Genomic DNA, 20,585 nt, shown 5'->3' on the forward strand with positions numbered 1-20,585 from the left:
GGAGGCGGTGGGGCACGCACCGGGCAGTGAAGGCCGTGGACCCGGCCGGGTGCCTTGACTCCGCGCGCATCGACAAACCAACGTCTCGGCATGGCACAGCTCCACCTCATCGTCGGCCCGGTCGCGGCGGGAAAGTCCACGTTCGCCCTCCAGCTCGCCCGGGAGCATCGCGCGGTCCGCATGAACCTGGACGAGTGGATGGCGGAGCTCTTCCGCCCGGACCGCCCGGAGGTGGGCGTCATGGAGTGGTACATCGAGCGCACCGGCCGGTGCATCGAGCAGATCTGGAAGCAGACGACGAGGACCCTCGACGTGGGCACCAACGTCGTGCTCGAGATTGGCCTCATCCTCCGGCGTGACCGTGAGCGGTTCTACCGGCGTGTGGACGCCAGGGGCCAGGGCCTCACCATCTACGTGCTGGATGCCCCCCGCGAGGTCCGCCGCGAGCGCGTCCAGCAACGCAACCGCGAGAAGGGGGAGACGTTCTCGATGGAGGTGCCGCTGGCCTTCTTCGAGATGGCCAGCGACCGGTGGGAGCCGCTCGACGAAGCCGAGTGCAGCGGGCGCGACGTCCGGTTCATCTCCACGGACACCCACGCTGACGGGTAGACGCTCGTCAGCGCGGAGCGAGCGTGCTCACGCCAGGGCGTAGAAGAGCAGCTTGATGGTGTCGTTCGGCCCCTTGCCCTTCTTGGTCCGCCGGGCCTCCACGATGGCGCTGAAGTCCGCCAGGAACGTGTCGCGCCCCGAGTACACGAACAACCCGTAGTTGGGGTCCATCATGTACCACTTGCCGTCGCGCTCACCGATGCCGATGGCGTGCCCCCAGATGGACACGTACGCCGCCCACGGGCTCTTCGGAAAGGGCAGCTTCCCATCGGCCACCTTGGCCGTCGCCACGGACAGCGCCTTGAGCCCATGGTCGAGATGCGCCTTCGCCAGCTCGTCCAGCTGCGAGTCGGCCCGGCCGCCGGATTCCTTCAGGTACGCCCCCTGGAAGCGCAGGACGTTCATGAAGTAGTCCTGGAACTGGGCCGGGTCGGACGCATCCGCCCGGTTGTTCAGGAAGCCAATCAGCCACGTCGTCGTCATGCCCGAGCAGATGCCGTGCCCCTCGAGCGTCTCCTGCGTCTGCTCGTCCACGCCCCCGTCGCCCTTCGGCGCGTTGTTGAGGCGCTTGATGACGCAGTTCGCCTGCGCGTTGGAAAACGCGTTGTTCAGTCCGTAGGCCTTGATCATCACACCACTCCTTGTGTTTGAGGGACTCGTCCCTCGGTGGTGACGGGCCTGGACCCGATTCGTGAAAACGGCCGCCGCCGGCGGCTGATGCCGTGTGCGTGACGCTCCGCGGCGGGCGATTTCGATTCCGTGCGAACCCGGGCCCGGCGTTAGCGTGCGGCCGGAACAGGGAGGGGTCCAGATGAAGCGGAAGCCGTACGGACAGCGAGGCGCGTTCGTCGCGCTCGCGTTGTCGATGCTGGGGAGCAGTGCCTGGGCGCAGGAGTCAGGCGGCGGTCCCCGGGATGAGACCCGGGAGATTGAAGAGCGCAAGCGCTGGTTCATCGAGTCGCGCGGGCTGGACAAGGTGCGCGCCAACCCACGGGCCGAGCGTGCCCGGGCCGTCAACGAGCTTCGCCAGCAGCGGCGTGCACGCGAGAGCCAGCTCACCCTCGCCGGCGAGGTGTGGACGTCCATGGGCCCGTCGGCCATGAACATGGGCAGCTGGACCATGGGCCGTGTCTCGGGCCGGGTGAACGCCGTCGTCCCGCACCCGGCCGACGAGAACACCGTCTACTTCGGGAGCGCCGCCGGCGGCGTGTGGAAGACCACGAACGCGGGCACCAGCTGGACGCCGCTGTTCGACGCGGTGGGCACGCTGCCCATCGGCGCCATCCACGTGGAGCCGGCCGCGCCCAACAACGTCTGGGTGGGCACGGGAGACAAGAACGGCGGCGGGTGCGCGGGCTACTTCGGCCAGGGCGTCTTCCTGAGCACCGACGGCGGCACCACGTGGAACGCGAGGAACGGCGCGGGCGCCAGCGCGATGCCGCTCTCCATCGTCAACGCCGTGGCCGTGCAGCCGACGAATACCAACGTGGTGCTCGCGGGCGGCGCCGGCAGCTGCACGGGTACGAGCTCCCCGACGGGGCCCGGGATGTTCCGGTCCACGGACCGCGGCGCCACGTGGGCGCGCGTGCTCAGCTACAACGTGGAGGACATCGTCTTCGCGCCGGGCAGCGCGACGGCGTACGCGAGCGTCCCCGGCCAGGGCGTCTTCAAGTCCACCGACGGCGGCGCCACGTGGACCAACTCCAGCAGCGGCATGACGCCGTCGGGCAGCCGCATGCGCCTGGCCATGGCGCCCGGTGACGCGCAGGTGCTCTACGTGCTGCAAGGCAGTCAGGTCTACCGCTCCATGGACGGGGCGGCCACGTGGAGCCTGCGCAACAGCAGCGCGTGCGAAGGACAGTGCACCTACAACCAGACCATCGCCGTGCACCCCACGGACGTGAACCAGGTGCTGGTGGGCACCATCCGCCCGGCGCGCTCGACGGACGGCGGCACGACGTTCAGCTATCTCACCACGACGTGGGGCTCGGGCCAGACGGTGCACCAGGACATCCACGTCGTCCTGTACTCGCGCACCAACGGCAGCCGCTTCTGGATTGGCAGCGACGGCGGCCTGTGGCGCACGGACAACGGCGGCTCGAGCTTCGTCAACATGAACTCGAACCTGAACGTGACGCAGTTCTACGACGTGGCCGTGCACCCCAACAACGCGGACACCCTCTTCGGCGGCGCGCAGGACAACTCCTCCTCGCGGCGCACCACGAGCCCCGTGTGGGACCTGACGTTCGTGAGCGGCGACGGCTTCATGAACGCCGTGGACCCCACCAACACGAACTACGTGTTCCAGACGAGCTACCCTTCCGGCAGCCTGCCCAGCATCTACCGCTCCACCACGGGCGGGGCGCCGAGCAGCTTCAGCAAGCTGGCGACGACGGGCATCACGGCCTCCTCGAACTTCCCCTGGGTCACCCCGATGGCGGTGGCCAGCAACCGCATCTTCGTGGCCGGTGACACGGTGTACCGCGGCACCACCACCACGAGCCCCATGTCGTGGACGGCCATCTCGGCGAACCTGGGCGCCCGCGTGTCGGTCATCACGCCGATGCTGACGGGGTCCACCATCCCGGCGTACGTCGGCACGTCCAGCGGCGCCATCCATGCCACCGCGGACGCGGCGGCCGCGAGCGTGACGTGGACCAACGTCACGGGGAACTACCCGGGCGGCAACGTGTCCGACGTGGCGATGACGCCGGGCAACCGGCTGCGCGTGTTCGTCACGCGCGCGGCCTTTGGCGGCAACAAGCTGTTCCGCTCGACCACCGGCGGCACGACGTGGGCGGCCGTGGGCTCGGGCCTGCCGAACGTGCCGGCCAACAGCGTGGCCATCGACCCGCTGGACACCAACCGCGTGTTCGTGGGCACCGATGTCGGCGTGTACGAGAGCACCGACGGCGGCGACACCTTCGTGCCGTTCTCCGCCGGCCTGCCGCTGGGACTGGTGGTCACGGACCTGGAGGTGGACGACTCGCCGCACGTCCTCGTGGCCGCCACCTATGGCCGTGGCGCGTGGAGGGTGAACCTGACGGGCGGAGCGGCCAACCAGACCCCGGTGGCCAACTTCGCCTTCACCACGAGCGGCCTGACGGCCACCTTCAGCGACACCTCGACGGACGCTGACGGGAACATCGCCTCGCGCACCTGGGCCTTCGGCGACGGCACGACGTCGAGCGCGGCGAGCCCGAGCAAGACGTACTCCGCCGCGGGCACGTACGCGGTGCAGTTGACGGTGACGGACAACGCGGGCGCCGCGGGCACGGCGACGCAGAACGTGACGGTGAGCACCGGCACCGGCTGCCCCGGCACGAGCTACACGGGCACGTTCAGCGGCGCGAACGGGCAGACGCAGATTCAGCCCGGCGGCACCTACTACCAGAGCACCGTGAGCGGCACCCACGCCGCCTGCCTCACGGGCCCGAGCGGCACGGACTTCGACCTGTACCTGGACCGCTGGGACGGCAGCGCCTGGGTGCAGGTGGCCTCGAGCACGGGCGCCACGTCGGTGGAGAACATCTCCTACGCGGGCACCGCCGCGTACTACCGCTTCCGGGTGGTGAACTACTCGGGCGTCGGGACGTACGAGGTCATCATCAGCAAGCCGTAGTCTCGAAAAGGCCCGCCCCGGCGCACACGCTGGGGCGGGCTTCCCGGGCCTTCCCTCATCCGAGCGGGCCGGACGCACCGCAACTTCACGGCGGGCCGCGGGTTGACGGGGCCATGCGCTCCATCCACCTCCTGCTCCCCACCCTCCTCGCCTGCGTCGCATGCGGCGCGGGAGAACCGCCCCCGAAGCACCCGAGCGACGTCGCGGCCGACGCGGCCACGCCGGACGACGCAGGCGCTCCTCTCGAAGAGAAGGCGGCGGTGTGCGCCCCGGGCACTTCCGTCGCATGCGCCAGCCTCGCGGCGGTGTGGGCCAGCGGCTCCGCCACCTGCCGGGCCTCGGGCAACGGCTACGACGTCTCCACGTGCACTCGCGCCGGCGACCCCAACCGGCGGCTGACGGAGACCGTGCGCCCCGCGCTCCGAGACAGCCGCTGGACGGAGGCGCGCTGCAACCTGGGTGACGAGTTCGTCTTCGAGGTCACCTTCCCCCCTGCTCCGCCCGACGGAAGCCCGCTCACGCAGTGGGTCATCCGCCTGGAGGGCGGCGGCTTCTGCGCGTTCGACAGCGACAGCCCCCATGGAGGCTGCGCCAACCGGGGCATCGACCTCGTCTCGTCGGTGAACCTGCCCTCCGACCGCGCCCTGCGCGAGAGCGCCCCCGCGAAGCCGGACGACTTCAGCGGCGCCATCGACGTGCTCGGACACTACTGCTCGAGTGACTTGTGGACGGGCACCGCCCTCGACGCGCCCGACATCACCTACAAGGGGACGAGGCGGGACTGGCGGTACACGGGTGCCATCAATGTGGAGGCGATGCTCGCGGTGCTCGTGGAGCGCTATGGCCTCGACGACAGCAAGCCGCTGCGCGTGATGTGGCGTGGAGGCTCGGCGGGCGGCTTCGGTGCCTTCAACAACACCCACCGCGTCGTCCGGCGGCTCCCCAGGGCGGCGAAGCAGGGACGGCTGCTCGTCTTCTCCAGCGCCAGCTACCTGCCGCTCGACTGGGACGAGCCCGACTACCCCGTGCTGGGCATCGGCTCGGGCCTGGAGGCCTTCGGCCAGTTGACGGCGACGTGGCGCTCCTCGCTCACGCCGTCCTGCGTGGCGGCGCGGACTCCCGGAGACCCCGTGCACCCGCCGCACGAGTGCATCAGCGGCCCCGTGCTCTACGACATCATCACCGCGCCGGAGTCCGAGGGAGGCTTCGACCTGCCCACCCTCGTCTTCCAGAACCGGCAGGACCAGCTCTACATGTCCAACTCCGGGTTGCCTTACCTGTCGGCGGCCAACACGCCGGAGGAGCTCGCCGCTCGCGACAGGTGGGTGCAGGCCATGAACCAGGCGATGGGCATCACGGGGAGGAACACGTCGTCACGCATGAAGTGGCTCTACGCGCCGAGCGACCCTCTCGTGCAGCACGCCGACGGCTCGCTCGAGCCGAACGTGCACGGGGCGATGCTCTACAGCAGCAAGCCCCCGAGCGGCGAGGCCAACTCCCTCGGCGCGGTGCTCTCGCGCTTCTGGAACACGATGCTCGGCTCCGGCCCCGGCCGAGGCCGCGCCGCGGGCGAGGTGCACACCTTCGACTGCAACTGGGTGCCCGACCGCGACGCCGCCGGCTGCGAATAGGGCGCCCTCTCCGCGAGTCCGCCAGGTGGACGCCGCCGCGCGACGCGAGCACGAGCTCAGGGCGAGGGTGCGGGGGCCTTCCCGCGCACCTTCGCCACGCGCTCCGAGAGGGCCCGGTTCAGGCCCTCGTACGCGGGGCGCAGGTCCAGCGGCCGCTTGCATCCCGCGATGAACGAAAACAGGCCGGAGAAGTCCTCCCCGTGCACCAGCCGCGTGCCCCCGTTGGAGGGGGACAGGCGGAAGTAGTGCAGTCCGTTCAAGAGCAGCGGCACGCCCCCCGTCCACTCGAGCGCCCTGCCGGGCTCGAAGCGCACGAGCGTGCCCGTGAAGGTGAACGACGTCCCCGAACCCTCCGGCGCGGAGACCTTCATGCGGACGCGGCCACGGAGCTTCGCCTCCCCCAGCGCCTCCGGGATGAGCGGGTTCCATTCGCCGTAGCGCGCGAAGTCCGTGAGCACCTGCCACACGGCGTCGGGTGGGGCGTCGATGTGGGCCTCGGTTTCAAGTCGGACCATGGGGACTCCCATCATTCTCATGGCTGGCCTGCCGCATCATCTCCTCTATGCTGAGGTGCACAGACAGGAGACAGCATGCCCAAGGCCACTTTCCAAGGTTTGTCAGGCAAGACCGCCATCGTCACCGGCGGCGCCACCCTCATCGGCGCGGCCGTGGTGCGGGCACTGCACGAGCAGGGCGTGAAGGTCACCCTGGCCGACATCGACGTCACCGGTGGCGAGGCGGTGGCCGCAAGCTGCGGTGAGGGCGTGTGGTTCCGTGCCACCGACATCACCGATGACGCGCAGGTGCAGGCCTGCGCCGATGAGACCGCGGCCCGCTTCGGCGGCGTGGACTTCCTGGTCAACCTGGCCTGCTCCTATGTGGATGAAGGCCTCAAGTCCTCGCGCGCCGACTGGCTGGGCACCCTCGACGTCAACGTGGTCAGCGCGGTGATGATGCTCAAGGCGGTGCATCCGCACATGAAGAAGGCCGGGCGCGGTGCGGTGGTCAACTTCGCCAGCATCTCCTCGCGTGTGGCGCAACCCGGGCGCTGGCTCTACCCGGTCAGCAAGGCCGCACTGGTGCAGCTCACCCGCAACATGGCCATGGACCTGGCGCCGGACCAGATCCGCGTCAACAGCGTCTCGCCCGGCTGGACCTGGTCGGCCGTCATGAACAAGCTGACGAACGGCGACAGGGCCAAGACCGACCGCGTGGCCGCGCCCTTTCACCTGCTGCGCCGCGTCGGCGACCCCGAAGAGGTGGCGCAGGTGGTGCTGTTCCTGTGCTCGGACCACGCCAGCTTCGTCACCGGCGCCGACTACGCCGTGGACGGGGGTTACTCGGCCATGGGGCCCGAATCCTACGAACCCGCCATTCCCAAGCTGATGGAATGAGTGACAAGGCCCGCGCGCTCCGCCGCTGAACAGGATTGTTGGAAGGGGCGCGGCCGTGCTTGGGTCGGCAGGGCCCTGAAGTTGCTATGAATTCTTCACGCTCCCACCAGGAGACAGAACCATGCGCAACATCATGATCGTCGGGGCCGGCCAGTCCGGACTGCAACTGGGCATCAGCCTGCTCAAGCGCGGCTACCGCGTCAGCATCACCAGCAACCGCACGGCAGAAGAGCTGCGCACCGGCAAGGTGCTGTCCAGCCAGTGCATGTTCCACGACAGCCTGCAGCTGGAGCGCGACCGTGGCCTGAACTTCTGGGAAAAGGACTGCCCGCCGGTCGAGGGCATCTCCTTCAGCGTGCCGCACCCCGAGCTGCCCGGCGAAAAAGCCCTGAGCTGGGCCCACCGGCTGGACCACTACGCCCAGTCGGTGGACCAGCGCGTGAAATTTCCCGGCTGGATGGAGGAGTTCACCCGCCTGGGCGGCGACCTGCGCATTCACGAAGCCAACATCGACGACCTGGAGCAGTGGGCGAAGACCTACGACCTGGTGATTGTGTCCGCCGGCAAGGGCGCAATCACGCAGATGTTCGAGCGTGACGCCACCCGCAGCCCCTACAACACGCCCCAGCGCGCACTCGCCCTGACCTACGTACACGGCATGAAGCCGCGCGCCGACTTCTCGGCCGTCAACTTCAACTTGATTCCCGGTGTCGGCGAATACTTCGTGTTCCCGGCGCTCACCGTCAGCGGCCGGTGCGACATCATGGTGTTCGAGGGAGTGCCCGGTGGCCCCATGGACTGCTGGAGTGACGTGTCGACGCCGGCCCAGCACCTGGCGCGCTCCAAGGAAATCCTGGCCAGGTTCCTGCCGTGGGAGGCGGCGCGCTGCGAGCAGGTCGAGCTGACCGATGCCAACGGCATCATGACCGGGCGCTTCACCCCCACGGTGCGCAAGCCGGTGGGCCAGCTGCCCAGCGGGCGCATCGTCATGGGCATGGCCGATGCCGTGATGCTCAACGACCCCATCACCGGCCAGGGCTCCAGCAACGCCGCCAAGTTCTCCAACGCGGTCGAGCAGGCCATCGTCGGCCATGGCGGCAAGGCCTTTGACGCCGCCTTCATGACCCAGACCTTCGAGTCGTTCTGGAACAGCTACGGCACCTTCACCACGAGCTGGACCAACGCCCTGCTGATGCCGCCGCCGCCCCATGTGCTCAAGGTGCTGGGCGCGGCCAGTGGCGCCCCGCAGGTGGCCCGGCGCATCGTCAACGGCTTCAACGACCCGACCGACTTCGCGAACTTCTTCATGACGCCGGACAAGGTCGACGCCTACCTGGGAGCGCTGCCGGCATGACTGTGAGCTCCGTCGCCTGAGACTTCCGGGCCCCGGGCGTCCAGGACCACCTGGCCGTCCTTCATGACGAACCGGACCTGCTCCAGCGCGCCGAGGTCCTTCAACGGGTCCCCCTTCACCGCGAGCAGGTCCGCGACCTTGCCCGGCGCGATGGAGCCAATCCGGTCCTGCATGCGGAGCAGCTCCGCCGCGTTCACCGTCGCCATGCGCAGGACGTCCACGGGAGGGAGGCCCGCCTCCGCATAGGCGGGCAGCACCATCAGGCTCGACCGGCCTCGCGTCATCCCCGGCACCGCCGCGTACATGTCCGAGCCCGCGGCGAGCGGGACGCCCGCGGCCACGGCGCGGCGGAGGCGCTCGTATCCCCGGACGACCATCTTCCGGCAGCGCTCCTCCTGGCGGTGCCGGCTTTCCGTGTCGGCCACCGTGGAGGCGAAGGCGGCGCACATCGCCATGGAGCTCTCGGTGGGCACCAGGAAGATGTGCTTCCGCGCCATGGGGCCCAGTACGTCGTCGGGGAGGGAGTACCCGTGCTCGATGGAGTCGACGCCCGCCTGGACGGCGAGGCGGATGCTGGCTTCGGTCGTGGCGTGCGCCGCCACCGGGCGCTTCCCGCGGTGGGCCTCCTCGGTGATGACCTTCAGCTCCTCCAGGGAGAGCAGGTTGGGACCGTTGTCGACGATGACCTTGATGCAGTCCGCGCCGTCATAGAGCGCCTGGCGCACCGCGCGCCGGGCGTCCTCGACCCCGGAGACGGTGACGTACTCCTCCTCGATGAGGCCCTGGGCCGCGGACTGGAGCGTGCCGAGCTGCCCGCCGTGCGGCGCGAGCGCGCGGGTGCAGGCGGAGATGCGCGGGCCCTTCACCCAGCCGTTCTGGATGGCGTTGCGCAGCGCCACGTCACCATTGCGCCCGGAGTTGCCGACGTCCCGCACCGTGGTGATGCCGGCTTCGAGCACCTCGCGGCCCAGCTTCGCGCCCAGGAGCGCGCGCTCGGCGGTGCTCGTCCGGGCGACGTAGGAAATGATGGAGCCGTCGCCATCCAGCGGGAGGTCCAGGAGCAGGTGCGAGTGCGCATCAATCAATCCTGGTAGCAGGGTGACGTCGCCCAGGTCGATGAGCCGTGTTCCCGGAGGAATGGGAAGGCGGGTGCCCACGGCCTTGATGCTCGGTCCCTCGATGAGGACGACGGCATCCGGCAGGACCTTGGCGCTCTTCCCGTCGAAGAGCCTCGCGGCGCGGACGGCGAGGCGCGTGGGCTCCGGAGGCGTGGGCGCCTGGGCCCGCGAGAGCCCCGGAAGGAGCCACAGCAGGACGATGCCAATGACGGTCAGCAGTCGCGTGGCGCGGGACTTGGGGGACGCGGCGTGGGCGTGGAGCACATCGAGGCGCGACAGGACCGGGGGCAGGAGGCGGGTCAGGGGCATGGCGGTCCAGCTTACGAGGGCGGCGGGGCCCACTCCACGAGCGGGCGACTTCTGGTTGTAGCGGTACGCCGTGAACATCGCGTCCATGCGCACGTCCTGGCCCGCGGTGAAGCGGTTCATGCACGCGTCGTCGGTGGAGTCCATGATCCGCGGGCGCGCTGGGGTACCTGCTGGGGAACGTCGCCCAGCCCAGCGAGCCGCCCGAGGAGGTGCAGGTGTAGATGTTGAGGTCGTCCGCCGAACCCTGGCGGAGTCCCGACTTCATCCGCGCCTGCTGCGTGGAGTTGTCGCGGTTGTTGAACAGGGTGGGGTCGTAGGTGCGGGTCGTCGCGACCAGGTTGAACGACCAGCCCCACGGCGCGTAGGCGCTGTTGAGGATGGTCATCTGGTTGGCGATCATCGCCGCCGTCAGGTCCCCATTGGAGACGCCGAGGCCCTGGTTGATGACGTGGAAGTAGACGTTGATGGCGCCCCCCCGTCACGCTGGCGATGGCTTCACCGGGCTCCGTCCCCGCCACCTGCTCGGCGTGTTTCGCCAGACGCTCCTGGACCTGCGCCTGCTCCGCCGCTGACAACGGACGCGTGCCACAGCGCTCGAGCCGGCCCGGCTTCACTCCCTCAAGCGGGGGCGGAGCCGGGGCTGGAGGAGGAGAGCCCGGCCCAGGCTGCGACGGTGGAGTCGACGAAGGAGCGCACGCCGCGATTGGATTGGGCGGGACTGCTGCGCCGGACGGAAAGCGCTGGATGTCTTCGCCTGCTCTCGGTGTGGAGGCCGCAGGAGGGTGCTGGCATCCCTGACGGCCCCCGGTGGGGAGCGCGCCATTCTGGAGCACCTGGCATGGCCCGCGCGGCCTGCGACGCTGGCCCCGGCACAGGGTCCACCCCAGAGCGCGGGGTGTTGAGCCCAAGTACCCGCAGTGACCTGGAAGCCCACGCCCCTGCGGCCTGCCGCCTGGCTGGGCCGCTTGGGCCGGCATGTGCCCCGAGGGGCGGCACAACCTCTGCTCCGGCCCGGCGCACAGCCCGCGTGTCACCCTCCAGCGGCCCTTCTTGGCACCTCTTCACCAGCCCGCCTCCCTCAACAGGGCTCCTATCCGTCCTATACTTCGGGTGCCCGGGACGTGCTCGTGGGGCGTGGGCGGTACCACGCCGCGCCGGTGGCGCCTCGCGCACCTCGCTCGGGGGACGTCGGCCTTCAGGAGCGCTCGGCAAGCCCGTTCAGCGTGGCCAGGTCCTCGGCGCTCAAGACGATTGAGGCGCTCGCGAGGTTCTCCCAGAGGTGCGCGAGGGAGGACGTGCCAGGAATGGGCAGCACGTTGGGCGAGCGACGCAAGAGCCACGCGAGCGCCACCTGCATCGGCGTGGCTCCGAGCCGTGCGGCCACCGTGTTGAGCGTGCTGGACTGAAGCGGTGAGAACCCGCCGAGCGGGTAGAACGGCACGTACGCGATGCGGAGCGCGGCGAGCTCGTCGATGATTGCGTCGTCGCGGCGGTGCGTCAGGTTGTAGTGGTTCTGCACGCACACGATGTCCGTGAGCTTGCGTCCCTCCGCGATCTGCGCGGCCGTGACGTTGCTCAGGCCGATGTGTCGAATCAGCCCACGTCGCTGAAGTTCGGCGAGCGCGGTCAGCGGCGCTTCGATGGAGCCCTCCGCTGGGCAAGCGGCGCTGAACATCGCGCGAAGGTTCACGACGTCGAGCACGTCCAGGCCGAGGTTGCGGAGGTTGTCGTGAACCGCGCGCTCGATGTCGGTGGCGGAGAGGGCGGGCTCCCACGACCCCGACGGGCCGCGCACGGCGCCGACCTTCGTGGCGATGACGAGGCCCTCGCGATACGGATGCAGCGCCTCGCGGATGATTTCGTTCGTGACATGGGGACCGTAGATGTCGCTGGTGTCGATATGGTTGACGCCCTGCGCGATGGCCTCGCGCAGCACGGCGACGGCGGCCTTGCGGTCCTTGGGGGGGCCGAAGACGCCGGGGCCGGCGAGCTGCATGGCGCCGTAGCCGAGACGACGAACGGTGTGAGAGCCGAGGCGGTAGCTGTCTGCGATGTGGAGGTCGGTCATGACAGGGTCCTTTGATGATGGACTTCGTCACCAAACCTACGCAGAACCCTCTGCGCGACAATCCACGGCAATCCGCACAGGCTGTGCGATAATCCGCACAATCGATGGATGACCTCGCAGACATCACCGCGTTCCTCGCGGTCGCCCGTGAGGGCGGCTTTCGCAGCGCCGCCCGTGCGACGGGCACGAGCGCGTCGCGCATGGGCGACGCGGTTCGTCGACTGGAAGCCCGGCTCGGAGTTCGGCTGCTCCATCGCACCACCCGCAGCGTCACACCCACTGACGCAGGAGCGCGCCTGATCGAGCGGCTCACCCCGGCGCTCAGCGAAGTGCGCACCGCGCTGGACGTGGTCAACGATTTTCGCGACCGCCCCTCGGGTCGGCTGAGGCTCAACGTGCCGACCGCCGCCGCACGGCTCGTTCTTCCTCACATCGTGCCGTCCTTCCTGGCGAAGTACCCCGACATCTGCCTCGAGGTGACCGCCGAGGAGCGTAGCGTCGACGTGGTCGCCGAAGGCTTCGACGCCGGCATCCGCTACGAAGAATGGCTCGAAAAGGACATGGTGGCGGTCCCCATCGGTCCGCGCGTCCAGCGGTTCGCCGCGGCCGCGTCACCCGCGTACCTTTCTCGCCGTGGCCGTCCCTCACATCCACATGAGCTGCTCGAACATGACTGCTTGCGATGGCGCTCCACGAACGGGCCGCTGCACCCGTGGGAATTCGAACGAGACGGGGAGACGCTTAGAATCGACCCGAAGGGCCCGCTGATCGTCGGTTTGGGTGGCACCATGGAGCTCGCCGTGGATGCCGCCGTGGCGGGTAGCGGAATCGTCTATCTATTCGAGGATTGGCTACGCCCCTTCATCGACCGGGGAGAGCTGGTTCCCGTGCTCCAGGCGTGGTGGCTGAGCTTCTCCGGGCCCTTCCTCTACTACCCCAGTCGTCGGCACCCGCCGACGCCGCTGCGTGCCTTCGTGGACTTCGTCAGGGAGATGCAGTCGACGCAGCCGCGATTTCGTCGACGTGACGGGCGCTGAATTCACTCGGTACGCTGGGAGCACGGCGGGCGTCATCGCGGCGACGGCGGGCAGAGTGGACGGGCTGAACGCAGGGACGGTGGATTCGACGCGCGGATGAAGACGAGGACGGGCTTCCAGGGCTCGCTGGCGTGCTGCTCGTCGTGGACACCGGCATGCACTCCAAGCGCTGGACGCGCCAGCAGGCGCTCGACTTCTTCATGGAGAACTCGCCGCGCCAGGAGCTGGACACCACCAACGAAGTCGACCGCTACATCGCGTGGCCGGCCCGGGCGCTGGCCTACAAGATTGGCCAGCTCCGGATTCGCGAGCTGCGCACGCGCGCCGAGAAGGAGCTGGGCCCCCGCTTCGACGTGCGCGAGTTCCACGACGTGGTGCTGCTCGACGGCTCGCTGCCGCTGGACGTGCAGCGCGAGCAGTCCCAGCGCCACCGGGCCCACCACGTCGCTCCCGGGCTGCTCCGCGTAGGCGAAGCGCGGCAGGGCCCGGTGCTTGGCGTCGCCGCGAGGGCTGGCGGAGAAGACGGGCGCGTGGGCCTGCGCGGCGGAGTGCCGGTGATTGGCGGCTCGGAACTGGTGCTGGACGGCCCCGGTGAGCTGAGGGGCCCGGACGGCACGGACCGCCTCACCCTCACCTCGCTGCTCTACGACGTGGGCCAGTACCTGCCGAAGCAGGGCGCCGCGGTGCTGGAGACCCCAGCAGGAAGAGCCCGATGCCGAGCATGATGGCGATGTCCGCGACGTTGAAGACCCCGGTGCGCACCGGGCCCACGCCCAGAATCATGAAGTCCACCACGCGCCCGTCGTTCGTCAGGCGGTCGAACCAGTTGCTGAGCCCTCCGCCCACGCACAGCGCGAGCGCGACGAAGTGCAGGCGCCCGGGCCTCCCGCTCGCCATGAGATAGGCGAGCATCCCGAACAGCAGCACCCCCACGCCCGCGGTGAGGAGCCAGAACTGCGCGATCCGGGGGAGTCCGCCAAAGAGGCTCAGGAACGCGCCGGGGTTCTCCGCGTAGGTGAGCCGGAAGAGGCCGCCCAGGAAGGACTGCCCCGGCGCTCCCCGCAGCCCGGAGATGGCCAGCTGCTTCGTGGCCTGGTCACACCCCACGGTCCCCGCGAGGACCAGGGTGACGAGCGTCAGCCGATACCAGCGATTCACGGTCTGCATCATGCGGCGGGAGACTACCCCCCCGGACCGCCGATTCAGTCCGGCCGCCCCCGGGCCTTCGCCGAATGTAGACGGAAGGACGTGGCGAGCTCGCCCCCGTGGCGTCGTCGAACACCTCGAGGAGCCGATCTCCCCCAGAGCGCGGCTGATGGACACTCGCCGCTGTGGCTGGGGGGACCGTCGTGTTGCGGGCCGGCCGCGCGAGTCTTCCCGAGCCAGCCCTGCTCCCGGGGAAATCGAGCGCAGGTCCCGCTCAGCTCTCGAAATAGCTCTCGCTCTCGAGGTCGGCGATGAGTGAGGGCTGGACCGGACGCCACCCGAAACGCTCCTGAGTGAGCTTGCTCGAAGCTGGGAAGTCGAGTCTGGCGAAGTTCACGAACCAGCCGAAATGACTCGCGGCGTCCTCCGCCGATCTGGCAACGACCGGAAGGTCGAGGCGCCTCCCGATGACTTCAGCAATCTCCCGGAATGCAATGGCCTCTTCAGCCACCGCATGAAGCCGCGCTCCCGCCGGGGCCTTCTCGAGTGCAAGCTTGAAAAGCCGGGCAGCATCCAGCCGGTGCGCGGCGTTCCACCGATTGCGCCCGTCTCCCACGTACGCCGAAACGCCCTTTTCACGCGCCAGGGCGATGAGCATCGGGACGAAGCCGTGATCTCCCTTGCCGTGAACCACTGGAAGACGGACCAGTGACACGCGCGCCCCACGCGCTACCAGCGCGGCAGCTGCCTCTTCGGTGGCGACACGGGGCATCACGCTGGAGTCGACTCCGGGCGCGTCGTCCTCCGTTGCAAGCCGGCCTGGCGCAACGAGCGCGGTCCCCGAGGTGACGACCAGGGGACGATCCGAGCCGACGAGCTCGGCCCCGAGCGCCTCGATGGCACGCCGATCAATCTCGCAGGCTTCCTTGTACCGCGTGAAGTCGTGGATGAAGCCGTTGTGAATCACGCCATCCGAGGCGGCGGCGGCCCTCCGCAGGCCGTCCAGATCCTCGATATCACCCCGATGGACCTCGGCACCCGCGGCGGCAAGCGCCCTGGCCGCCGCATCCGAGCGGGCAAGGCCGACCACTCGATGCCCCGCCGCGAGGAGCTCCTGAACGATGGCTGACCCGATGAACCCCGTGGCACCCGTGATGAACACCCGCATTGTCACTCTCCTTTGCGCGCCGCCGAACAGGGCGGTCCACGCCCCGTTCGCGCTCACGAGCGGAGAAATAACCAGGGCGATACGGACGGAGAATGCGCCAGAGTGCGGAAGACTTTCGCGTTCGTTCAGCGAGCCGTTTCCATCAATCCGCGCGGGGGGGAACGCGTCTCGCGGCCGTGGCGCGCGGACCGGCTTCGAGGTCGAACGCATCGCGGGCCTCCGGCTGAAGCCGCCTGGCCGCGTTTCGATAGTTGCGCGGAGCGGTGCCCGTCACACGCTTGAACGCATTGCTGAAGGCGCTCTCGGACGTGTATCCCAGGGACGCGGCGACCTCCGCTATCGAGGTGCCGTCTTCGCGCAGGCTCCTCTGCGCGAGGCGCATCCGCCACCCCGTGAGATAGGTGAGCGGCGCCACTCCCGCGACGGACTTGAAGCGCACCGCGAAGCTCGTGCGCGACATGGCGGAGGCCTTCGCGAGCTCCCCCAGCGTCCAGGTGCGCCCCGGGTCGCCATGCATCAGCCGCAGCGCCGGGGTGAGCCGTTCATCGCTGATGGCACGGAGCCAGCCCGCGGGGAGCGTCCCGGAGCTCGCGAGGTGCGCACGCAGCGCCTGGACGAACAGGAGTTGCGCCAGTTGTGCGGACGCGGCGCTGGCCCCCGGCAACGTCGAGCTCTGTTCCTGCAGAATCTGTTCGACGATCCACCGGAGCGGCGCGGCCTGGGGAGACACGGCGCGCACGTGGACGAGCGTGGGGAGGACGTCCGTCAGCAGAGAGCCGCTCGACGGATGGAGCGAGACCATTCCCGAGAGCACGACGCATTCGGGGCCGCGGCCATCGCCAATCTCCGCGAAGACACCGCGCCGGGCCAACACGCGATGCGCGTCCTTCGGCGGCGTCGTCAGGCTGTCCGCGACGACGAAGCCGTCTCGTCCAGGGAGGAGGATGACGTCGCCCTCCTCCAGCATCACGCCTTTCTTCTTTCCGTCCACGCGCAGCCAGCAGCTCCCCCTCGCGATGGCGGAGAACTTGAGCTTCCCCGGCGCTGGGAAACGCAGTGCCCACGCCCCTCTCGCGGCAAAGCCGCCGGATACCACCGAGGTCGCTTCCGTGAGCTGAAGGACGTCCGAGAAGGGGTCGTTCGGCATCTCCGAACGATTGCGAAAGTCTGACTGCGATTCAAGCCACCGGCCGAAGCCGAGCTGGAGCTTCGGACTCCTCAACCTGACGCGCGCACCCAAGGCGAAGCCAGCACGTCAGCATGCTGGAGCACCTTGCATGGCCCTCGCGGCCTGCTCGGTTGGCCCCAGCGCAGGGGCCACCCCAGAGCGCGGGGTGTTGAGCCCAAGCACCCACAGTGACCTGGAAGCCCACGCCCCGGCTGCCTGCCGCCTGGCTGGGCCGCTTGTGGCTGGCCGGCCGCTTCATCTCCTCTATACTTCCCATACTTTGCCCACCCTGCACTTCCCCCCCGAACTCCCCATCTCGAGCCGGGTGGAGGACATCACCGCGGCCATCACCGCCCATCAGGTGGTCATTGTCGCGGGGGCCACCGGCTCGGGGAAGACGACGCAGCTACCGAAGGTCCTGCTCGCCATGGGGCGCGGCCGCCCGCGCCAGATTGGCGTCACCCAGCCCCGGCGTATCGCCGCGACGAGCGTGGCGGCGCGCGTGGCACGCGAGCTCGGCACGGAGCTGGGCACGGACGTCGGCTACCAGATTCGCTTCGAGGACCGCTCGTCCCGGCAGACGGCCGTGAAGTTCATGACCGACGGGGTCCTGCTCGCGCAGATTCATGGCGACCCGCTCCTGAGCCGCTACGACACCATCGTGCTCGACGAGGCCCACGAGCGCAGCCTCACCATCGACTTCCTGCTCGGGTGGCTCAAGCGCATCCTCCCCAGGCGCCCCGACCTCAAGGTGGTGGTGAGCTCGGCCACCATCGAGACCGAGCGCTTCTCGCAGTTCTTCGGGAGGGCTCCGGTCATCCAGGTGGAGGGCCGTACCTTTCCGGTGGACGTGCTCTACGAGCCGCCACCCGAGGACGACGAGCTCGCCGACTCCGTCGCCGATGCGGTGGCGAACGTGCTCTCGCTCGACCCGGACGGGGACGTCCTCGTGTTCCTCCCCGGGGAGCGGGAAATCCGCGAGGCCGAGAATGCCCTGAACGCGCGCGAGCTCCGCGGCACGGTGGTGCAGCCCCTGTACGCGCGCCTGTCGGCCGCCGAGCAGTCGCGCGTCTTCGCCACCATCCCCGAGCGCCGGGTCATCCTCGCCACCAATGTCGCGGAGACGTCGGTCACCCTCCCGGGCATCGTGTACGTCGTGGACACGGGGGTGGCGCGCCTGTCGCGCTACGACCCACGCTCGGGCACCACGCGCCTGCACATCGAGCCGGTCTCCCAGGCCAGCGCCGACCAGCGCAAGGGGCGCTGCGGCCGCGTGCGCGAGGGCATCTGCGTGCGCCTCTACGACGAGGCGGGCTTCACCACGCGGCCCGCCTTCACCGACCCGGAAATCAAGCGCACCGGGCTCGCGGGGGTCATCCTGCGGATGAAGTCCCTCGGCCTCGGTGACGTCGAGGACTTCCCCTTCCTCGACCCGCCCCAGCCGAGGGCCATCGCCGAGGGCTGGCGGGTGCTCGAGGAGCTCGGGGCCATCGAGGGCAAGGAGCGCACCTTGACGCCGCTCGGGCACCAGCTCGCGCGCTTCCCGGTGGACCCGCGCATCGCGCGGATGATTCTCGCCGGCGCCGAGTACGGGTGCCTGGACGAGGTGCTCATCGTCGCCGCGGCGCTCAACCTGCAGGACCCGCGCGAGCGGCCACGGGAGCTCGCGCAGAAGGCGGACGAGCTGCACCGGCGCTTCCGTGACGAGCACTCGGACTTCACGGGGCTCCTCAAGCTGTGGGCGTTCGTGCGCGAGGCCGAGGGCCGGGGGACGTCCCATCTGCGGCGCGTGTGCCGGGACAACTTCCTGTCCTTCCTGCGGGTGCGCGAGTGGCGGGACGTCCAGCGCCAGCTCGAGGAGACTGTCCGCGAGCTGCGCCTGCCGCGCAAGGGCCGGGGCGCCCCGGCGCGCGGGGACGTCCTGCACCAGGCGCTCCTCACCGGGCTCCTGTCCCGCATCGGCCAGTGGAATCCGGAGCCGCGCCACTTCACGGGCGCGAAGCAGACGCGCTTCATGGTTCACCCCTCGTCGGCGCTCGCGAAGAAGCCCCCGGCCTGGGTGATGGCGTTCGAGCTCGTGGAGACGTCCCAGCTGTTCGCGCGCACCGTGGCGAAGCTCGACCCGGAGTGGCTCGCGGCGGCGGCCCCCCACCTGCTCAAGCGCAGCTACTCCGAACCGCACTGGTCGGAGAAGTCCGCGCGCGCCGTCGTGAAGGAGAACGCGACCCTCTTCGGGCTTCAGGTCTTCAAGGAGCGCCCCGTGGCCCTGGCCAGCATGGACCCCGCCCGGGCACGGCTGATGTTCCTCGAGCATGCCCTGGTGCGCGGCGAGTACCGCACCCGGGGGGCGTTCCAGGAGAAGAACCGCCAGGTGCTCGAGCGCGTGGCGCGCCTGCGGGACAAGGCCCGGCGCAGCGAGCTGCTCGACAGCGAGGCGCTGCTGGACTTCTTCGACCAGCGCGTCCCGGCGGACGTGACGGACGGAGCGGGCTTCGAGGTCTGGCGCCGCAAGGCCGAGGCGGCCGACCCCGACGTGCTCGTCCTCTCGATGGAGGATGCCCTCTCGCACGACCCGGGCCTGTCCCCGGCGCACTACCCGGACGCCATCACCCTGCACGGCGCGTCCGTGCCGGTGACGTACACCTTCGACCCCTCGGCCGAGGACGACGGCATCACCCTGAGCGTGCCGCTGCTGCTACTCGCCCAGCTGGTCCCGGGTGAGCTCGACTGGACCATCCCCGGGTGGCAGCGGGAGAAGCTCACCGCCCTGCTCGAGCAGGTCCCCCGCGCCTGGCGCAAGCAGCTGGGGCCGCTGCCGGCCCTGGTCGACCGTCTCGAGAAGGAACTGGTGCCCTTCCGCGGGCCGCTGATTCCAGCGCTCGCGCGTGCGGTGTCCCGGCTGTGCGGCGTGGACGTGCCCGAGGAGTCCTTCCGGGCGGATGCCGTGGCGCCGTACCTGCGCATCACGCTCCGGGTGCTCGACGAGCGGGGAAAGGAGCTCGCGCGGAGCCGTGACGCCGACACGCTGCTCGAGCAGTACGGGGGACGTGCACGGGCGGCGCTGCGCAGCGTGGCACCGACTTCGGACTGGGAGCGCAAGGGGCTGACGGCCTGGACCTTCGGCGAGCTGCCCCCCGTGGTCACCCGGCGGGTCGGCGGGCTCGACGTGCGCAGCTACCCCGCGCTCGTCGACCGGGGCTCCACCGTGGACCTGGTGCTGCTCGAGACCTCCGCCGCCGCCGACGCGGCCACGCGCACGGGGGTCCGCCGGCTCCTGATGCTCGCCGCGCGCGGACACGTGGCCGTCAGCGGCGCGCGCATGCCGCCGCCCTTCCCGTCCCTGGACGGCGCGCCGCCGCCCGCGCGGGGCCAGGCCGACGCCTTCCGGGCGCTCGTCCTCGCACGCAGTGTCGACGATGCGTTCAAGCTCGCACCGGGGGCGCCGCTGCCCCGCACGAAGGCGGCCTTCGAGGCGCTGGTCCGTGAGGGCTCACCGCGCATCGAGCCTGTGGCCCGGGACTGGGCGAACGCCGTCGTTGTCACCTCCGCTGAGCTCGCCGCGACGCTCGCTGCGCTCAAGACAGCATCCAGGGGGCCGAGCGGCGCTGCGGCCGTGCGGGACATCCGCTCGCAGCTCGGGCACCTGTTCCCCGCGAACCTCATCGAGTGGATTCCCTTCGGGCGCCTGCTGAACTACCCGCGCTACCTGCTCGCGGCCCAGGCACGGCTGTCGCGTGCGGTGGCGAACCCCGGCAAGGACGCAGGGAAGGCCGCGCCCTTCACCCCGCTGTGGGAGACCTTCCTCGCCAGGCGCGCCACCGTGAGGGACCAGGAGGCGGCGCGGGAGCTGCGGTGGGCCTTCGAGGAGCTCCGCGTGGCCATCTTCGCTCCGGAGGTGACGACGCCCGTGTCGGTGACGGTGGCGAAGGTCGGCGCGGCCCTCGCGGCGCTGCGCTAGGCC

General features: G+C 69.9%; 15 protein-coding genes. 8 read left to right on the top strand and 7 right to left on the bottom strand.

The window, feature by feature from the left end; all coding sequences use genetic code 11:
- Positions 1-90 precede the first annotated feature (90 nt).
- Positions 91-609: an ATP-binding protein gene (locus tag K8638_RS18670; protein WP_223755900.1), complete on the top strand. Its 519-nt coding sequence runs from the start codon at positions 91-93 to the stop codon at positions 607-609.
- Positions 610-636: 27 nt separating this feature from the next.
- Here K8638_RS18670 and K8638_RS18675 read toward each other — a convergent pair whose 3' ends face one another.
- Complete coding sequence (locus K8638_RS18675) at positions 637-1,239, bottom strand: hypothetical protein (RefSeq protein WP_223755901.1); 603 nt, start codon at positions 1,237-1,239, stop codon at positions 637-639.
- Between the two features lie 181 nt (positions 1,240-1,420).
- On the opposite strand from K8638_RS18675, the gene K8638_RS18680 reads away from it, so the two are divergent.
- Positions 1,421-4,231, top strand: coding sequence for a PKD domain-containing protein (locus K8638_RS18680; RefSeq protein ID WP_223755902.1), 2,811 nt, complete (start codon positions 1,421-1,423; stop codon positions 4,229-4,231).
- A 113-nt stretch (positions 4,232-4,344) separates the two neighbouring features.
- A complete protein-coding gene (locus K8638_RS18685) occupies positions 4,345-5,862 on the top strand; it encodes a pectin acetylesterase-family hydrolase (RefSeq protein ID WP_223755903.1) in 1,518 nt (505 codons plus the stop codon).
- Positions 5,863-5,918: 56 nt separating this feature from the next.
- On the opposite strand, the gene K8638_RS18690 is transcribed toward K8638_RS18685, so the two are convergent.
- Entirely contained in the window at positions 5,919-6,377 is a 459-nt protein-coding gene (locus K8638_RS18690) for an SRPBCC domain-containing protein (protein ID WP_223755904.1), read from the bottom strand.
- A 75-nt stretch (positions 6,378-6,452) separates the two neighbouring features.
- On the opposite strand from K8638_RS18690, the gene K8638_RS18695 reads away from it, so the two are divergent.
- Together K8638_RS18695 and K8638_RS18700 are read left to right on the top strand one after the other, a co-directional pair.
- Positions 6,453-7,256, top strand: a complete 804-nt coding sequence (locus tag K8638_RS18695; protein WP_223755905.1) for an SDR family oxidoreductase — start codon at positions 6,453-6,455, stop codon at positions 7,254-7,256.
- 121 nt (positions 7,257-7,377) lie between these two features.
- Complete coding sequence (locus tag K8638_RS18700) at positions 7,378-8,610, top strand: styrene monooxygenase/indole monooxygenase family protein (protein WP_223755906.1); 1,233 nt, start codon at positions 7,378-7,380, stop codon at positions 8,608-8,610.
- On the opposite strand, the gene K8638_RS18705 is transcribed toward K8638_RS18700, so the two are convergent.
- Both K8638_RS18705 and K8638_RS18710 read right to left on the bottom strand, forming a co-directional pair.
- A complete protein-coding gene (locus tag K8638_RS18705) occupies positions 8,586-10,181 on the bottom strand; it encodes an amidohydrolase family protein (protein ID WP_223755907.1) in 1,596 nt (531 codons plus the stop codon). The genes K8638_RS18700 and K8638_RS18705 overlap by 25 nt on opposite strands.
- Positions 10,182-11,232: 1,051 nt before the next feature.
- Positions 11,233-12,105 (bottom strand): aldo/keto reductase family oxidoreductase, encoded by an 873-nt coding sequence (locus tag K8638_RS18710; protein WP_223755908.1) that lies wholly within the window; start codon positions 12,103-12,105, stop codon positions 11,233-11,235.
- Positions 12,106-12,209: 104 nt separating this feature from the next.
- Between K8638_RS18710 and K8638_RS18715 the strand changes: the two genes are divergently transcribed.
- Positions 12,210-13,142 carry a LysR family transcriptional regulator gene (locus K8638_RS18715; RefSeq protein WP_223755909.1) on the top strand — a complete coding sequence of 311 codons (933 nt, stop codon included), beginning with the start codon at positions 12,210-12,212 and terminating at the stop codon, positions 13,140-13,142.
- Positions 13,143-13,273: 131 nt separating this feature from the next.
- The gene (locus K8638_RS18720) at positions 13,274-13,867 is read left to right on the top strand and encodes a DUF885 family protein (protein ID WP_223755910.1); all 594 of its coding nucleotides are present in this window, start codon (positions 13,274-13,276) and stop codon (positions 13,865-13,867) included.
- Here K8638_RS18720 and lspA read toward each other — a convergent pair.
- From lspA to K8638_RS18735, 3 genes are all read right to left on the bottom strand, one after another.
- Entirely contained in the window at positions 13,773-14,300 is a 528-nt protein-coding gene (lspA, locus tag K8638_RS18725) for a signal peptidase II (protein WP_223755911.1), read from the bottom strand. The two genes, K8638_RS18720 and lspA, sit on opposite strands and share 95 nt — an antisense overlap.
- A gap of 262 nt (positions 14,301-14,562) precedes the next feature.
- Entirely contained in the window at positions 14,563-15,456 is an 894-nt protein-coding gene (locus tag K8638_RS18730; RefSeq protein ID WP_223755912.1) for an SDR family oxidoreductase, read from the bottom strand.
- A 142-nt stretch (positions 15,457-15,598) separates the two neighbouring features.
- Positions 15,599-16,603, bottom strand: coding sequence for an AraC family transcriptional regulator (locus K8638_RS18735; RefSeq protein WP_223755913.1), 1,005 nt, complete (start codon positions 16,601-16,603; stop codon positions 15,599-15,601).
- Positions 16,604-16,904: 301 nt separating this feature from the next.
- On the opposite strand from K8638_RS18735, the gene hrpA reads away from it, so the two are divergent.
- Complete coding sequence (hrpA, locus tag K8638_RS18740; RefSeq protein WP_255662781.1) at positions 16,905-20,582, top strand: ATP-dependent RNA helicase HrpA; 3,678 nt, start codon at positions 16,905-16,907, stop codon at positions 20,580-20,582.
- Positions 20,583-20,585: the final 3 nt, after the last annotated feature.

This window comes from Myxococcus sp. RHSTA-1-4, from assembly GCF_020037125.1.
In the GTDB taxonomy this organism is placed as follows: Bacteria; Myxococcota; Myxococcia; order Myxococcales; family Myxococcaceae; genus Myxococcus.

What these genes read in the sequence shown, in the direction of transcription:
- K8638_RS18670 (WP_223755900.1), top strand. Translation starts at nt 91, where the DNA reads ATGGCACAGCTCCACCTCATCGTCGGCCCGGTCGCGGCGGGAAAGTCC.
- K8638_RS18675 (WP_223755901.1), bottom strand. Translation starts at nt 1,239, where the DNA reads ATGATCAAGGCCTACGGACTGAACAACGCGTTTTCCAACGCGCAGGCG.
- K8638_RS18680 (WP_223755902.1), top strand. Translation starts at nt 1,421, where the DNA reads ATGAAGCGGAAGCCGTACGGACAGCGAGGCGCGTTCGTCGCGCTCGCG.
- K8638_RS18685 (WP_223755903.1), top strand. Translation starts at nt 4,345, where the DNA reads ATGCGCTCCATCCACCTCCTGCTCCCCACCCTCCTCGCCTGCGTCGCA.
- K8638_RS18690 (WP_223755904.1), bottom strand. Translation starts at nt 6,377, where the DNA reads ATGGTCCGACTTGAAACCGAGGCCCACATCGACGCCCCACCCGACGCC.
- K8638_RS18695 (WP_223755905.1), top strand. Translation starts at nt 6,453, where the DNA reads ATGCCCAAGGCCACTTTCCAAGGTTTGTCAGGCAAGACCGCCATCGTC.
- K8638_RS18700 (WP_223755906.1), top strand. Translation starts at nt 7,378, where the DNA reads ATGCGCAACATCATGATCGTCGGGGCCGGCCAGTCCGGACTGCAACTG.
- K8638_RS18705 (WP_223755907.1), bottom strand. Translation starts at nt 10,181, where the DNA reads ATGGACTCCACCGACGACGCGTGCATGAACCGCTTCACCGCGGGCCAG.
- K8638_RS18710 (WP_223755908.1), bottom strand. Translation starts at nt 12,105, where the DNA reads ATGACCGACCTCCACATCGCAGACAGCTACCGCCTCGGCTCTCACACC.
- K8638_RS18715 (WP_223755909.1), top strand. Translation starts at nt 12,210, where the DNA reads ATGGATGACCTCGCAGACATCACCGCGTTCCTCGCGGTCGCCCGTGAG.
- K8638_RS18730 (WP_223755912.1), bottom strand. Translation starts at nt 15,456, where the DNA reads ATGCGGGTGTTCATCACGGGTGCCACGGGGTTCATCGGGTCAGCCATC.
- K8638_RS18735 (WP_223755913.1), bottom strand. Translation starts at nt 16,603, where the DNA reads ATGCCGAACGACCCCTTCTCGGACGTCCTTCAGCTCACGGAAGCGACC.